Origin of the sequence: Clostridium sp. DSM 17811, assembly GCF_018861905.1 — a bacterium.
Taxonomy (GTDB): Bacteria; Bacillota; Clostridia; order Clostridiales; family Clostridiaceae; genus Clostridium_AD; species Clostridium_AD frigoriphilum.
In genome coordinates this window covers 72,892-87,961 of the sequence record NZ_JAHLDU010000008.1, presented here as the reverse complement: position 1 = coordinate 87,961, position 15,070 = coordinate 72,892, and the positions used below count along the sequence as shown (strand labels likewise).

Here is a 15,070-nt window from a genome sequence, read left to right as displayed (position 1 = left end):
TATATTATAAAATAACACAAATTACAATTGTAAACTAAATCTTATAATTACAGTTGTAATTTAAATGGGGTGATATATCAATGTATAAAATGTCCAAAATATCAAATGCTGAATGGGAGATAATGAAAATAATATGGAATAATTCTGAAATTTCATCAATCAATATTATAAAAGAATTAAAGGATAAATCTGAGTGGAAACCAGCTACAGTTAAAAGTTTGATTAATAGATTATTAAATAAAAATATAATTGGATTTAATAAATTAGGTTATGAATATTTATATTATCCTTTGGTCTCAGAAGATGAGTGTATAAAGCTGGAAAGTTTTTCATTTGTTAATAAAGTATTTAATGGTTCTATTAAATCCATGCTTTTGACCTTCGCCCAATCAGAAGAGTTATCTGAATTAGATATAAAAGAATTAAAAGACATACTAAATGAATCAAGTAAAACGAAAGGTTGATATATATGATTTTTTTAAATGTTTTTGAAGTCATTATACTTTCCTCTCTAATTGGTAGCTTAATTGTACTAATGATATTAATTATTAAAGGAATACTTAAGAATAAATTGAATTTTACTTTTCATTATTATATATGGTTAATACTAATTATAAAATTAATAATCCCTTTTGGCCCACAAAACTCTTTAAATGTTTCTAATTTATATACCAAATTTCATGTACAGAGTACTACACATAAAAGCACACAACTAATACAAACAAATTCTTCAAGAGAAATTACAAATGTTACTTTAAGTCATTCAAAACTAACAAGTACCAATCCTTCTTCAAATGAAAATCTAACAAGTAAAACTATAAATCCACCTTTAAAATACAAAGTTAATATTGAAATTTTATTTTGTTTTATATGGATGTTTGGTTCTTTATTATCACTTTGTATATTAATTATGGGATATAAAAAGCTAAATAACATTATTAGAACTTCTATAAAAAACATAAATAATTCGCAAGAAATAATTCTAAATAAATGCACTAAAGCTATGAATATAAGCACTGATATAAAATTGTTATACTCTGAGAAAGTAAGTAGTCCTTCTTTATGTGGATTGATTAATCCCAAAATAATAATTCCAGCTAGAATAGCCGACAATGTTTGTGATAAAGAATTCAAATATATTATAATGCATGAATTAACCCATTTCAAAAATAAGGATATATTGATAAATTGGGCTATTACTTTATTGTCCGTAATCTACTGGTTTAATCCCATCTTACTATATGCTTTTCATAAAATGAGACAAGATTGTGAAATATCCTGTGATGGTAAAGTTATTTCTTATTTAGGCATTGGTGAAAATATACAATACGGAAATACAATAATAAAGGTATTGGAGCTAGGTGGCAAAAATAATAGACTTATTGGAACTACTTCAATGATTTTAAATAGTTTGGAAATGAAGAGGAGGATTATTATGATTTCAAAATATAAAAAAATAAATATTAAAGGTATATTATTGGGTGCTATCGCTTTTGTTATTATCGGCAGCCTAGGAATCGCATTAAATACTTCAAACGTAATTTCAGATAAAAATGTTGCTAAAGCAACAACATTACAAGCAAACGTACCAATAACTGCTTCTAAAAAAATAGTTGATACAACATTAAGTTCAGCGGTATCCTCTGCTAAAAAAAAGTCATCAAGTGATAACACGAATTCTATAGTACCATTTTTAGCTGATATAATAATATACAATAGTCACCCTAATGAAACCTACCCCTCTGGAATGAAAATAACTGATGTAGGTGCTTTAATAAATGCTAAACTTCTTAAAGAAGGCTTTAATAGTCATTTTATAAAAATTGATCAGCCTGTGAATTATAATAACTCATATCAAGTTGCACGTAGTATAATAACAAAAAATGTAAGTAATTATTCAAATGCTATCTTATTAGATATTCATCGAGATTCAGCAGTAAACACCACAAATCAACTCCAATTTGTACTCACTAAAAATAATCCTCGTTATGAAGCAAATAAAAAATTCGTTGATGGCTTATTAGAAAATATTAAAGATTCAAATGACGTTAAAACAGGAATATACTTTTATGAAGATGGAATATCATATTTCAATGAAGATTTATCTAACAGTTCAGCACTTATTGAGCTTGGAAATACTACGTCCAGTGACGGTGATATTAATGCTTGTGTAAAAGCACTTGTTTTCGCATTAAAGAATACTCAAAAGGTTTTACCCAACTAGTATATCCGTTTGGATATATTAGAATATAAATACATTAATAAATACTATATTGTAGCAAAAGAATAAAACCTAATAAACAGATTATTAAATGCAAATGTGGGGGGGATAAATATGAATCGTAATGCTATTAAAAAAAATAGTAAGAGCAAAATACTTTTAAGTGTTTTAACATTCCTTTTTATTTTTTTATTAGGTTTACTTTTGCCTAAGAGTGCTAATGCAACTAATGAAGGTAAATCTCAAAATTACTTTTTTATTAAGGCAATTACTAACACAGTAGCTTTATTTAATTCTCCTAGCAATGGAGAACAGGATACCAACAGTGAAATTAAATATTCAATCCTATCATTTTTAGGAATAGATATTTCCAATCCTATATCAATAATAACAAAAGAAATTGCTTATTTGGACAAAAATGAAGTTAGTACTAATGTAAACAATGAAGGGGATGATATAAACTCAATTGTTCCCTTCAAATTAGTTGAAAACCAGGTAAGTAAATCTAAAGACCCAGATGTTGTAGCAAACCTCATTAATAACGATTTGAAACAAACCCTAAATAAATCAAAGCCACGAGTACTAATATATCATTCTCATACAACAGAAGCTTATCGTACTTCTGAAAAAGATACTACTAAAACTGCTTTTAATGCGGATGAAACACTAAATGTATGTGCTGTAGGCGATGTAATAACAGAGCAACTAGAAAATAAATATGGAATTTCTGTTATACATGATAAAACTGTAAATAATGTACCTGATTATAATTCAGCATATAAAAATTCTGGAGTTAATTTGGATAAGTATTTAAAAAAATATGGAGATTTTGATTTAATTATAGATTTACATAGAGATGGCATTCCAACTTCTAGTAATAACGTACTAAAAACTAAAATAAATGGAGAAGATGTTGCTGAATTTCTATTTGTTGTTACACGTCAAAACCCTAGATATGCTAAGCAGAAAAAACTAGTAGACTCAATGGTTGGAATATCAAATAAATTATTTCCGAATCTTTTAGATCCAAGAGAAATCTATTATGCCGATTGGGGAATAAATTTCTATAATCAAGGTAGGAGTAATAATGCATTGCTTGTTGAGGTAGGAAATAATAATAATACTATATCACAGGTAAAAAACACTGGTATGTATTTATCAAGGATATTTGCAGAGCAATTAAATGGTAAAAAATAATCCTATTACCAACCATTTTGAATGTAACTTTATAAAGTTACATTCATCATTTTTTCTTAGAAACCATATAAATTATTTAATAATAAGACCAAGTATGCTTGATAATGAGATCGCTTGCGTTGTTGTAACCCTTGCACCTTTAACATCAGCAATATTTACTCCCATACCTTCAATGTTACAACTAGTAAAGTCTATTCCTTTAAGACTTGTGTAGTTCATTTGAGCCCCAAGCATATTGGACTCCCTAAATTCAACTTTTAAAAGCTTTGAATTTTGAAAATCTGAAGAACGTAATTGACACTCAAGAAACGCAACTTGCTTACAATCAGAATAATTAAAGAAAGCAAATTCACCATTACAATTATCAAAAATTACATCTCTAAAAGTTGTCTCACTTAAATTAATGCCAATAATTTTACAATTCACAAATTCAACCCTATGTAATGACGCCTCGTTAAAATCAACATTTGATAAATCACAATTTTCAAATCTTACATCTGTCATCTCTATACGTCTAAAAGTTATTTTATTAAAGATAACTTTTGTAAATATTACTTGTTTAAAATTTACTCTATCAGCTTCATGATTTTCTAAAGAGCAATCACTAACTGTTCCAAAAGAAAATATACTCTCATCCTCAATATTTTCCTTAGATAAATCTATAATATCTAAATCTGTATCAAATTTAGGTCTTATAACCTTTGTTTTTAATTTTTTCTCTTCCATATGTATTCCCTCCATTTAATCTTAAAACAAATAATTTACGGATATGCATCTCTAAATAACTACTTATTTTTTTATAATTATAATTATAATTATAGTATACTCTTTTAGTTTAATCCAAGTAAGCACAATCCTAAAACTACACTAAACAAATTAAGGCTATAAAATAACTACTCTTTTAAAGTAGCTTCTTTTATAGCCTTAAATACAAGCTTTCCCGCCTTAATAGGCCTTTCTAATATGAATAAATGTCCATATTCCTTTAGTGATATAAAAGTACTGTATTTAAACCTTTTTATTGTTTTTAGTAACTCTTCTTCACTAAAAAAGTAATCATCTTTCGCTAAAAATGCAATAACAGACATGTTATTATCTATCATTAATTCATTTTTAGAAATTTCGTTCATGCTATCACACTCCAGAAAATCTGCATGGCAAGTAGCTGACAAAGTACATATTAAATTAGGATTTAGATATTTAATATACCAAGGAGTCTTACTTATACAATTTTTCTCCATTAGTGATTTTACATTAAATATTTTAGTTTCTTTATTGTATAATCCTTTAATAACCGCCTTATCATACCTCGTAAATCTAGCGCTAGCAAATAAAATGCAAAGTTCTATATTCTTTTCTAATAGCTTTCTGTTAACGATATTTAGAAGTGTCATTCCACCAATTGAATAACCAAGCAATGTAATTTTCGCGCTGCAGTAATTTTCTTTGATTAAATGTTTTATAACATTCACTTGAAAATCAATCAAATCATTTCCATCAGTTAAAGGTTCTCCCTTAGTTAATGACTTTCCAAACCCATGTCCCGGTGTATTAATTATAATAACTTCGGTTTCCTTAAACTGCTTTGCAAATATAGCGTAATTTAATGCATAGGTGCCTGCCCCAGTAAGAATTATAACTGTATTATATCGTGGTTTAGACTCCACTTTTTTCAAACAAATAATTTCTTTATTATTAATAATCAAGTTAATCTTCTTAAGCAAAACACCCACTTAAATCCACCTCTTTTTCTATTCTATCTTTATTATGTTACCCACTATTTCTTTATATAAATCTATTTTTATAATTTATAGATTCCAACATGCTACTCGGTGCCCTCCACCTATATCTTCAAACTTAGGTTCCTCTTTTGTGCATTTTTCCGTACACTTAAAACATCTAGTATGAAAACTACACCCAGATGGTGGATTAATTGGACTTGGCACATCACCCGTTAATATTATTCTACTTTTTTTCTTAGTTGGATCTGGAATTGGAATGGCTGATAATAGTGCCTGTGAATATGGATGTTTAGGTTCATTATAGAGTATATCTCCATCTGCAATTTCAACCATTTTCCCTAAATACATTACACCAACTCTTGTACTTACATGTTTAACTACATTTAACCCATGTGCAATAAATAAATATGTTAGATCAAATTCTTTTTGCAGATCATGAAGCAAATTAAGTACCTGTGCTTGTATAGAAACATCTAATGCTGATACTGGTTCATCGCAAACAATAAGCTTAGGATTTAGAGAAAGTGCCCTTGCTATACCAACTCTTTGCCTTTGGCCACCACTGAATTCGTGTGGATATCTATTTCTATGAAAACTAGCCAGGCCTACGCAATTCAAAAGTGATAAAACTCTCTTTTCTATATCCTCTTTTCTTTCTGTTTTATTTACCCTCATAGGCTCAGCTATTATATCACCAATGTTCATCCTTGGATTTAGAGAAGAGTAAGGATCTTGAAATATAATTTGTATGTTTTTTCTCATACTCTTTTGCTCTTTTTTTAATAACTTAGCTATATCGCTTCCTTCAAAAATAACTTGACCCGATGTTGGAGTCATAAGATTAACAAGCATTCTACCAGTAGTTGATTTTCCGCAACCGGATTCACCAACCAGACCTAAGGTTTCACCCTTAAAAATATTAAATGACACACCGTCAACAGCCTTAACAAAATCTGTTGTTCCACCAAATACACCAGATTTTACAGGGAAATATTTTTTTAAATCTTTAACTTCTAATAATGGTTCCATATTTACACCTGTCCTTCCCGTTTATCACTGTATAGAAAACAACGAACTTTTCTACCTTCATATTCCACAAGCTCTGGTTGCTTAACCTTGCAAATATCCATACATTTACTACACCTATCACTAAAAGAACATCCTTTGGGCATATGTAGCGGGTTAGGTACCATCCCAGGAATCATAAATAACTGGTCAACCTTTTCATCCACCTTTGGTATGGAAAGAAGTAGACCTTGCGTATATGGATGTAACGGTTTCTCAAATAACTGAAGTGAAGTTGCTCTTTCAACGATCTTACCACAATACATTACTACAACCTTATCTGCTGTTTCTGCAACTACTCCAAGATCATGGGTAATTAAAAGAATTGCAGTGCCGAATTTATCTTTTAATTTTACTATTAATTCTAAAATCTGGGCTTGTATAGTAACATCAAGAGCAGTTGTAGGTTCATCTGCAATAAGTAATTCTGGGTTACAAGAAAGGGCTATAGCAATCATTACTCTTTGCCTCATTCCACCACTTAATTGATGAGGATAATCGTTTATTCTCTTCTCTGGAGTTGGAATCCCTACAAGCTCTAGCATCTTAACTGCCTCAGCCATTGCATCTTTCTTTTTTAATTTTTTATGCCTAGTTATAGTTTCCGCTATTTGCTTTCCTACAGTAAATACAGGATTTAAAGAAGTCATAGGTTCTTGAAATATCATCGCTATTTCATTACCTCTTATATTTCGCATTTCTTTATTACTTTTCTTTAATAAATCTTCGCCTTTAAATAAAATCTCTCCACCTATAATTTCCCCAGGTGGATTTGGTATAAGACTCAATATTGATAATGAAGTTACACTTTTACCACTACCAGATTCACCAACAATGGCCAGTATTTCACCTTTGTCCACATCAAAATCTACACCATCTACTGCATTTACGAGTCCACCTTTAACTCTAAATTGAGTTTTTAAGTTTTTAACTTCTAGTAACATTATGTTATCCCCCTTATTGATGAAGTTTTGGATCCAAGGCATCTCGGAGTCCATCACCAAATAGATTGAAAGCAAGTACAGTTATTGTTATAGCAATACCTGGAAATAGAATTATATGAGAAGCATTATAAAAATATCCTCTCCCTGCTCCGAGCATGCTCCCCCATTCTGCTTGTGGCGGTTGTACTCCAAGGCCCAAAAATCCAAGAGCCGCCGTATCTAAAATAGCGTTAGATACTCCAAGAGTCGCACGCACAATTATAGGTGAAATTACATTAGGTAATATGTGTTTAAATATTATAGCAAAATCACTATTTCCAATAACTCTTGCAGCCTGAACATATTCACTATCTTTAATTGATAATATTGAACCCCTAACAATTCTCGCATATTCAGGAATTGTAACAATACTTATTGCAATTATAGCATTATCTATCCCCTTACCTAGAACACTCATAAAAGCAATTGCTAGTAATAAAGAAGGGAAGGCAAGTATAATATCCATAAATCTCATAATTAGCATATCTACCTTGCCACCATAATATCCAGCTATGGATCCTACAACAATTCCTATAGATAAAGCTACTGCAACTGCTGTAATACCAACTCTTAAAGAAATTTTAGTACCATCTATTATCCTGCTTAAAATATCACGACCCTGCTCATCTGTTCCAAACCAATGAGCTAATGATGGTTTTTGAAGGCTTTGAGATAATTCACCTATATTCGGATTATAAGGCATAATTAATGGTCCCAAAATGGCAACAAGTACTAATATTATTATAATTACGAGCCCGACTAGAGCTGCTTTATTTTTCTTAAGCATATACCATGCATTCCCAAGTTTAGATTCTTCTTTAGGAGTGTTTTGCAATTGTACTTCTTCATTTAAATTTTGGGTTATCATTTTATATCGCTCCTCTAAGAATATTTAATCCTTGGATCTATAAATGCATAAATTATATCTACAATTAAATTAACAAGAACAAAAATTACTGCCATCATCATAACCGTACCTTGCACAACCGGATAATCTGTAACTAAAATTGCATCTACTACGTATTTACCAACCCCTGGCCATGAGAATACAGTCTCTGTTAGTACTGCTCCACCTAATAACGATCCTAGTTGAAGTCCTATTACTGTTATAATTGGAATCAATGCATTTTTCAGTGCATGTCCAAATATAACTGGTCTTTCTAAAAGCCCCTTCGCTCTAGCGGTTCTAATATAATCTTGTCTTACAACCTCAAGCATAGTAGAACGAGTCATTCTTGCAATAATCGCAGTGGATGCAGACCCAAGTGCTACTGCTGGCATAATTAGATGTTTTAAAGCACTAGAGAATGCGGCCATATTTCCAGTAGCCAAAGAATCAATTAAGTATAGGCCTGTAATTCTAATTGGTTCAAGTCCTATATCTATCCTCCCGGATACCGGCAACCAATGAAGTTGAACTGAAAAAACTAATATAAAAATTAAGCCTAACCAAAATATAGGCATTGATACTCCAAGTAGTGATACTATCATGCAAATATAATCAGCAATTGAGTTTTGTTTAATAGCAGAAATAACCCCCATAATAACTCCAAAAATAGAAGAAAATATAATAGCTGCTAATGCAAGTTCAATTGTAGCTGGGAAACGTGCCATTATTTCATCCCATACCGGAGTTTTTGACATAAGTGAATTTCCCAAATCCCCATGAAATATTCCTATTAAAAAATCCCAATACTGAAGATAAATAGGCTTATTAAGTCCAAGTTGTTCTCTTAGAGCTATAATCTGACTTTGACTTGCGTGCTGACCAAGAATTGTGGCAGCTGGATCAGTAGTAAACATGTGCATAACCAAGAAAACAAGCATTGATACTCCAACAATAACGGGTAATAGCAAAAGCAGTCTTTTAATAATATATTTAGCCATGGTTGCCTCCTCTTTTAATCTTAAAAAGTGAAACACCGCAACTTGCGGTATTCCACTTAAAAATCTTTCTTAAATAGAATTATTTATCTACACCACTAAAGAATACTGTTCCTGTTGGATGTATAGCAAAACCAGTAACCTTAGGTGAATATGCTGCAAGGGCTTGTGAATGTGATATTGGAAGCCATGGAGCATCTTTTGCTACTACTTGTTGAATTTCTTTATAAACTTTATTTCTTTCCTCTCCATTTGGTAATGCTCTGCCTTTTACAAGTAAGGCATCCACAACAGGATTGGAATATTTAGCTGAATTCAAAGTAGATTTAATTTCATGTGAATCAAGTAATGTAAGGAAGTTATCCGCATCACCATTGTCACCAGTCCAACCATAGAAGAATATATCTCCTTCTCCATTAGCAAGTTTTGCTTTGTAATCAGTCCAATTGTATGAATCGATTGTTGCTGTAACTCCAATCTTTGCCAAGTAATTTTGAACTGATTCTGCAAGTTTTTGACCACCAACTGTATTATATGGTCTAGGATTAGAATAAGTAATAATTTTAACCTTTAAATTCGATTTACCAGCATCTTTAAGCATTTGTTTTGCTTTTGCTACATCATATTTATATGGCTCAACTGTCTTATCATAACCAGGCATAAAGGATGGAAGTGGACTGTTTGCTACAGTTGAATATCCTTGATACAAATATTTAACTAATTCATCGCGATTAATTGCATGAGAAATAGCTTCCCTTAACTTAACATCATTAAATGGTGCTCTTGATGTATTAAATCCCATATAGTTGATGTTCATTCCATCACTTTGATATATTTTCATATTACTAGATTTTAATTTTGCAATATCATTAGGGTCAACTCCATCGATTATGTCTGTTCCAGCAGTCATTAAATCACTGGCACGTACTGAATTTTCTTTTGTAAACTTAAACACTATGTTATCAGCTTTTGGTTTAACTCCCCAATACGTATCATTTTTCTTAAGTTTTATTGACTGATTTTTATCCCAAGATACAAAAGTATAAGGCCCTGTACCAACTGGGTTTTCAACAAATTTAGCTCCAAACTTTTTAGCTGCTGTTGGACTTACAATCGGAGCTGCAAGACACATAGCAAGATTCGCTAAAAACGGAGTGTATTTATTTTTAAGCGTAAACTTAACTGAATAATCACCAGTTTTTTCAAGTTTTGCTACTGGTCCAAATGTGAAAGATGCATAAGGCATATCATTTGTAGCCTTTGGAGGTAATTGTCTTTCAACGTTATATATAACCGAATCTGCATTAAAAGGTGTTCCATCTTGGAACTTGACATTCTTTCTTAAATTAAAAGTATATTCTTTTCCATCAGTACTAATTTTCCAATCGGTAGCAAGACTAGGTTCAATATCAGTAGATCCATCCTTGTATTTAAGAAGACCTTCATAAACATTAACAATAACCTTAGCAGATTCACCATCATCTACATAAGCTGGATCTAATCCTCTAGGATCTGCTCCCTGAGAATAAATTATTGTTTTTGGCGTTCCCGTTTTGGTTGCGGTGGCCTTTGAACTTCCACAACCTGTAAGCGCGGTACTTAATACAAGTACCCCTGTAAGCATCATAGCAAGATATTTCCTTTTCATATTAATTTGCCCCCCTAAAATGTGTAACCTTCTTAATTTAATTACTCTAACTCTCTAAATAATTCATATTTAAAACTGAAAAATTCGTTTTGGAATCATGCATTTATTTAGCCTATTTTACCATCATATATTTATAATTGCAAGTTTTATTATTTTTAAATTCAATTAATTATTTATTGCACCCTTGCAACTATGTATATGTCATAAATTCCATTTTTATGAATTATTAATTGAGTACTGTTTTATATTTAAACGTATAATTTTGAAACTACGTTATATAAGCTATTGATAAATATGGTTTTTACTGCAATAATAAGTATGGGTTAAGATATAAATCAGAACAAAAAATTGTTATTATAATTAAACTAATATCGGAGGTAAATATATGGAATCAGTTAATATTTTAGGTACGGGGAGTGCTATGGTTACAAAATGTTATAACACTTGTTTTACCATTTCTAGCGGTAAAGAGCATTTTTTAGTAGATACAGGTGGTGGAAATACCATACTCTCAAACCTAGAAAAATTAAACATAGATATAGGCAATATCCACAATGTTTTTATATCTCATAGACATAACGATCATATTTCTGGCATTGTTTGGATCATTAGGGCTGTAGCTCAGCAAATTATGAATGAAAAATATGACGGCAATCTAACAATTTATTGCCACAAAAATAATATTGATATAATAAACACAATAAGCGACTTACTTTTAGATAAAAAATTCACAAAATACATTGGAACCAGAATACTATTTAATGAGATTTATGATAAGTGCACTGTTTCTATACTAGACTTAAATATAAATTTTTTCGATATCAGAAGTACTAAAGAACTTCAGTTTGGCTTTAATACAACACTCAAAAACGGAAAAAGTTTGGCTTTCTTCGGTGATGAACCTTACAATGAAGAGTTATTTGAATATGCTAATAATGTAGATTATCTTTTTCATGAAGCCTTTTGTTTATATTCACAAAAGGATATCTTTAAACCTTATGAAAAACATCATGCTACTGTAAAAGATGCTTGTGAAAATGCATCTAATCTAAATGTGAAAAATATAATTCTATTTCATACTGAGGATAAAAATATATTAAATAGAAGAAAACTATATACTGATGAAGGCAATAAATTCTTCGCAGGAAATATTATTGTTCCTGATGATTTAGATATTATTGAATTGTAAATTATTTAGTAAACAAAATGTTTACCATAAGTCTGTGCCCATAATATCCTAAAGATATTATGGACGCAGACTTTTTTATGCAAGAACAAATATATAACATGTTATTCTATAAAATTATATTCTAAATAAGAATACTTTTTCCATAAATAGTTCAGAATAAAAAAGAGTGATATATGCACATGGAAGGAGTAAATTATGAAAGTTGGTATTCCTAAAGGGTTATTATATTATAAATACTACCCATTTATAAACACATTTTTAAACGAACTAGGTGTAGAAATAATTACATCTACCGATACGAATAAAAATATTTTAAATGAAGGAATTAAATATTGCGTGGACGAGGCTTGTCTGCCTATAAAGATATTTCATGGACATATCTTAGATATAAAAGATAAATGTGATTTATTAATAATACCAAGATTTATGATGGTGCGCGAGCGCGAATTTATATGCCCAAAGTTTTGCGGACTTCCAGAAATGATTTTATGTAGCATACCTAATATGCCAAAAGTAATGACAGAACCTATCTATGCAACAAGCGAAAAGGAATTATATACTTGGTGCAAAAATTTAGCTAACATGATTATAAAAGACAAACGTAAAACAAAGGTTGCATTTAACAATGCTCTAGAGGAACAAAGAAAGACTAAATTTGGTATCAAAGATGAAGGCTATAAAATAACTATCGCTCTAGTTGGGCATCCATACAATCTCTACGATACCTTTATTAATATGGATATAGTAAAGAAATTAAACAAATTAGGAGTCGGGATCATAACAGAGGAATACGTTAGTGAAGAACAAATCAAATCAGAGGTAAATACTCTTTTTAAACGTCCCTTTTGGACTTTTGCATCAAATTCTTATGGCTTTACAACTAGTATATCTAAAAATAAAGAAATAGATGGTGCTATATATATATCATCCTTTGCTTGCGGAATAGACTCTGTTGTAATTGAACTTATTAAAGATAAACTTTGCGGCTTCCCTCTTTTAGTCTTAAAAGTTGATGAACATACTGGTGAAGGTGGTCTAGATACAAGAATTGAGGCCTTTATTGATATGATTGAAAGGAAAAATAACAATGAAGATAACATTTCCACATTTCGGCAACACACATCTTGCAGCTAAAGCATTATTTGATGGACTCGGTATAGAATGTATAATTGCACCATTTAGTAGTAGCGAAGCATTGGAGCTAGGCTCCACGTTTTCTCCTGAAGAAATGTGCTTACCTTATAAAATTATGATGGGTAATTATTTGCAGAGTATAAAGCTTGGGGCCGATACCATACTCCTTCCCGGAAGCTGTGGTCCTTGTAGATTTGGTGAGTACTGCGAATTGCAAATAAATGCACTTAAGAAAATGGGGCACAACTTAACTTTTATTGTAATTGATAGTCCTTTTGATATTGGCAAAAATGAATTTTTAAATCGACTATCCAAGATATCAAATAATAGTAAAGAAGGTAAATTACAAAAAATCAAGGCATTAAAAGTGGCCTACACGGTAAATGAACTTATAGATAAAATTGAAAGTAAAGTACATTATTTAACAGGATTTGAAGTTAACAAAGGTCAATTTAAAAACCTTTTAAAAGAATGTACCATAAATGCCGCGAAGGCTCCTTCACCACCACAGATGGTGAGTATTTTAAAAGAATATAATAATAAAATAGATAATGTTCCTATTAATAAAGATAAGGCCCCAATTAAAATTGCAATTATTGGTGAGATTTATACTATAATTGAGCCCTTTGCTAATCTATATATAGAAGATAAACTTATGGACTATGGAGTATCCACTAAAAGAAAACTTACTCCTACTTGGTGGATTAAAAATGCATTACTCAGCCCATTTAAACTTAACTCAATTGACATAAGAAAAGCCTCTAAAGAATATCTTCCATATTATATTGGTGGTCACGCTAGAGAATGTGTAGGAGAAGCACTTCTTTCAGAAAAAGAAAGTTTCGATGGGGCAATTCAGATTTTCCCTATGGGATGTATGCCTGAAATTGTATCAAAATCAATTCTAACTAAAATTAATAATGACAAAGATTTTCCAATAATGACTTTAATAGTAGATGAAATGACTGGAGAAGCCGGATATATTACTAGGATAGAAGCATTTGTAGATATGTTAGAGAGGAGAAAAAACAATGTATTATATGGGAGTTGATGTAGGGTCTGTAAGTACTAACATTGTACTATTAGATAATTCATTAAATGTTATAGAAAAATTATATTTAAGAACAAAAGGTAAACCTATAAAAGCAATTCAAGATGGATTAAAAATATTAAGCAATAAATATGATACTAAGCAAATAAAATCTGTTGGAACCACCGGGAGTGGAAGACAAATGGCATCTTTTTTAATAGGTGCGGACATTGTAAAAAATGAAATTACTGCTCATGCAGTTGCATCCCTTGAAATTGACAAAGAAGTAAATACCATATTAGAAATAGGTGGTCAAGATTCAAAGATAATATTATTAAAAAATGGTATAGTAACAGATTTTGCAATGAATACAGTATGCGCAGCAGGTACGGGGTCTTTTCTTGATAGGCAAGCAGAAAGGCTAGAGATACCTATTGAAGATTTTGGAGACTATGCATTAAAGTCAAAATCGCCTGTTAGAATAGCTGGAAGATGTGCTGTTTTTGCAGAATCTGACATGATACATAAGCAACAGCTTGGATATAATGAAGAGGACATAATAGGTGGGCTTTGCGAAGCAATGGTAAGAAATTATTTAAGCAACGTCGGGAAAGGAAAACAAATCCATTCAAAAATATTTTTTCAAGGTGGTGTTGCAGCGAATATTGGTATTAAAGCAGCTTTTGAGAAAGCCTTAAATACTGAGGTTTATGTCCCAGCTCATTATAATGTAATGGGCGCTATAGGGGCTGCAATACTTTCAAAGGAAAAAACCATGAGGATAGGTAAAACAAATTTTAAAGGGTTTGAAATAGCATTTAATGATTTTGTACCCAGAAATATTGAGTGCAATGGTTGTGGTAATAATTGTGAAGTAATTGCAATAAGAGATGGTGAAAAGACCGTAGGATGCTTTGGAGATAGGTGTGGCAAATGGAGCAATAAAATGGAACTCAAAAGGAGAGATATCAGATAAA

General features: G+C 30.8%; 14 protein-coding genes. 7 read left to right on the top strand and 7 right to left on the bottom strand.

Annotation, left to right across the window (positions count from 1 at the left end; all coding sequences use genetic code 11):
* The first annotated feature begins 80 nt into the window (after positions 1 to 80).
* From KPL44_RS11915 to KPL44_RS11905, 3 genes are all read left to right on the top strand, one after another.
* Positions 81 to 464, top strand: coding sequence for a BlaI/MecI/CopY family transcriptional regulator (locus KPL44_RS11915; protein ID WP_216250361.1), 384 nt, complete (start codon positions 81 to 83; stop codon positions 462 to 464).
* 5 nt (positions 465 to 469) lie between these two features.
* Complete coding sequence (locus KPL44_RS11910; protein ID WP_216250357.1) at positions 470 to 2,224, top strand: M56 family metallopeptidase; 1,755 nt, start codon at positions 470 to 472, stop codon at positions 2,222 to 2,224.
* A gap of 111 nt (positions 2,225 to 2,335) precedes the next feature.
* On the top strand, positions 2,336 to 3,418 hold the full coding sequence (locus KPL44_RS11905; protein ID WP_216250354.1) for a stage II sporulation protein P: 1,083 nt from the start codon (positions 2,336 to 2,338) through the stop codon (positions 3,416 to 3,418).
* Positions 3,419 to 3,490: 72 nt separating this feature from the next.
* On the opposite strand, the gene KPL44_RS11900 is transcribed toward KPL44_RS11905, so the two are convergent.
* The 7 genes from KPL44_RS11900 to KPL44_RS11870 all read right to left on the bottom strand — a co-directional run bounded on the left by KPL44_RS11900 (position 3,491) and on the right by KPL44_RS11870 (position 10,740).
* Complete coding sequence (locus KPL44_RS11900; RefSeq protein ID WP_216250351.1) at positions 3,491 to 4,144, bottom strand: pentapeptide repeat-containing protein; 654 nt, start codon at positions 4,142 to 4,144, stop codon at positions 3,491 to 3,493.
* Between the two features lie 167 nt (positions 4,145 to 4,311).
* A complete protein-coding gene (locus tag KPL44_RS11895) occupies positions 4,312 to 5,151 on the bottom strand; it encodes a serine aminopeptidase domain-containing protein (protein ID WP_216250348.1) in 840 nt (279 codons plus the stop codon).
* 75 nt (positions 5,152 to 5,226) lie between these two features.
* A complete protein-coding gene (locus tag KPL44_RS11890; RefSeq protein WP_216250345.1) occupies positions 5,227 to 6,189 on the bottom strand; it encodes an ABC transporter ATP-binding protein in 963 nt (320 codons plus the stop codon).
* A gap of 2 nt (positions 6,190 to 6,191) precedes the next feature.
* Positions 6,192 to 7,169, bottom strand: a complete 978-nt coding sequence (locus KPL44_RS11885; RefSeq protein WP_216250342.1) for an ABC transporter ATP-binding protein — start codon at positions 7,167 to 7,169, stop codon at positions 6,192 to 6,194.
* Positions 7,170 to 7,182: 13 nt separating this feature from the next.
* A complete protein-coding gene (gene nikC / locus KPL44_RS11880; RefSeq protein ID WP_216250341.1) occupies positions 7,183 to 8,076 on the bottom strand; it encodes a nickel transporter permease in 894 nt (297 codons plus the stop codon).
* A gap of 14 nt (positions 8,077 to 8,090) precedes the next feature.
* Positions 8,091 to 9,095 carry an ABC transporter permease gene (locus tag KPL44_RS11875; protein ID WP_216106312.1) on the bottom strand — a complete coding sequence of 335 codons (1,005 nt, stop codon included), beginning with the start codon at positions 9,093 to 9,095 and terminating at the stop codon, positions 8,091 to 8,093.
* Between the two features lie 79 nt (positions 9,096 to 9,174).
* Positions 9,175 to 10,740: an ABC transporter substrate-binding protein gene (locus KPL44_RS11870; protein ID WP_216250338.1), complete on the bottom strand. Its 1,566-nt coding sequence runs from the start codon at positions 10,738 to 10,740 to the stop codon at positions 9,175 to 9,177.
* A 385-nt stretch (positions 10,741 to 11,125) separates the two neighbouring features.
* On the opposite strand from KPL44_RS11870, the gene KPL44_RS11865 reads away from it, so the two are divergent.
* From KPL44_RS11865 to KPL44_RS11850, 4 genes are all read left to right on the top strand, one after another.
* Positions 11,126 to 11,929 (top strand): MBL fold metallo-hydrolase, encoded by an 804-nt coding sequence (locus tag KPL44_RS11865; protein WP_216250334.1) that lies wholly within the window; start codon positions 11,126 to 11,128, stop codon positions 11,927 to 11,929.
* 195 nt (positions 11,930 to 12,124) lie between these two features.
* Positions 12,125 to 13,063, top strand: coding sequence for an acyl-CoA dehydratase activase-related protein (locus KPL44_RS11860; protein WP_216250331.1), 939 nt, complete (start codon positions 12,125 to 12,127; stop codon positions 13,061 to 13,063).
* Positions 13,017 to 14,114, top strand: a complete 1,098-nt coding sequence (locus tag KPL44_RS11855; RefSeq protein WP_216250329.1) for an acyl-CoA dehydratase activase-related protein — start codon at positions 13,017 to 13,019, stop codon at positions 14,112 to 14,114. Before KPL44_RS11860 ends, KPL44_RS11855 begins: the two co-directional genes overlap by 47 nt.
* The gene (locus KPL44_RS11850; protein WP_216250327.1) at positions 14,095 to 15,069 is read left to right on the top strand and encodes an acyl-CoA dehydratase activase; all 975 of its coding nucleotides are present in this window, start codon (positions 14,095 to 14,097) and stop codon (positions 15,067 to 15,069) included. Before KPL44_RS11855 ends, KPL44_RS11850 begins: the two co-directional genes overlap by 20 nt.
* The last annotated feature ends 1 nt before the right edge of the window (position 15,070 follow it).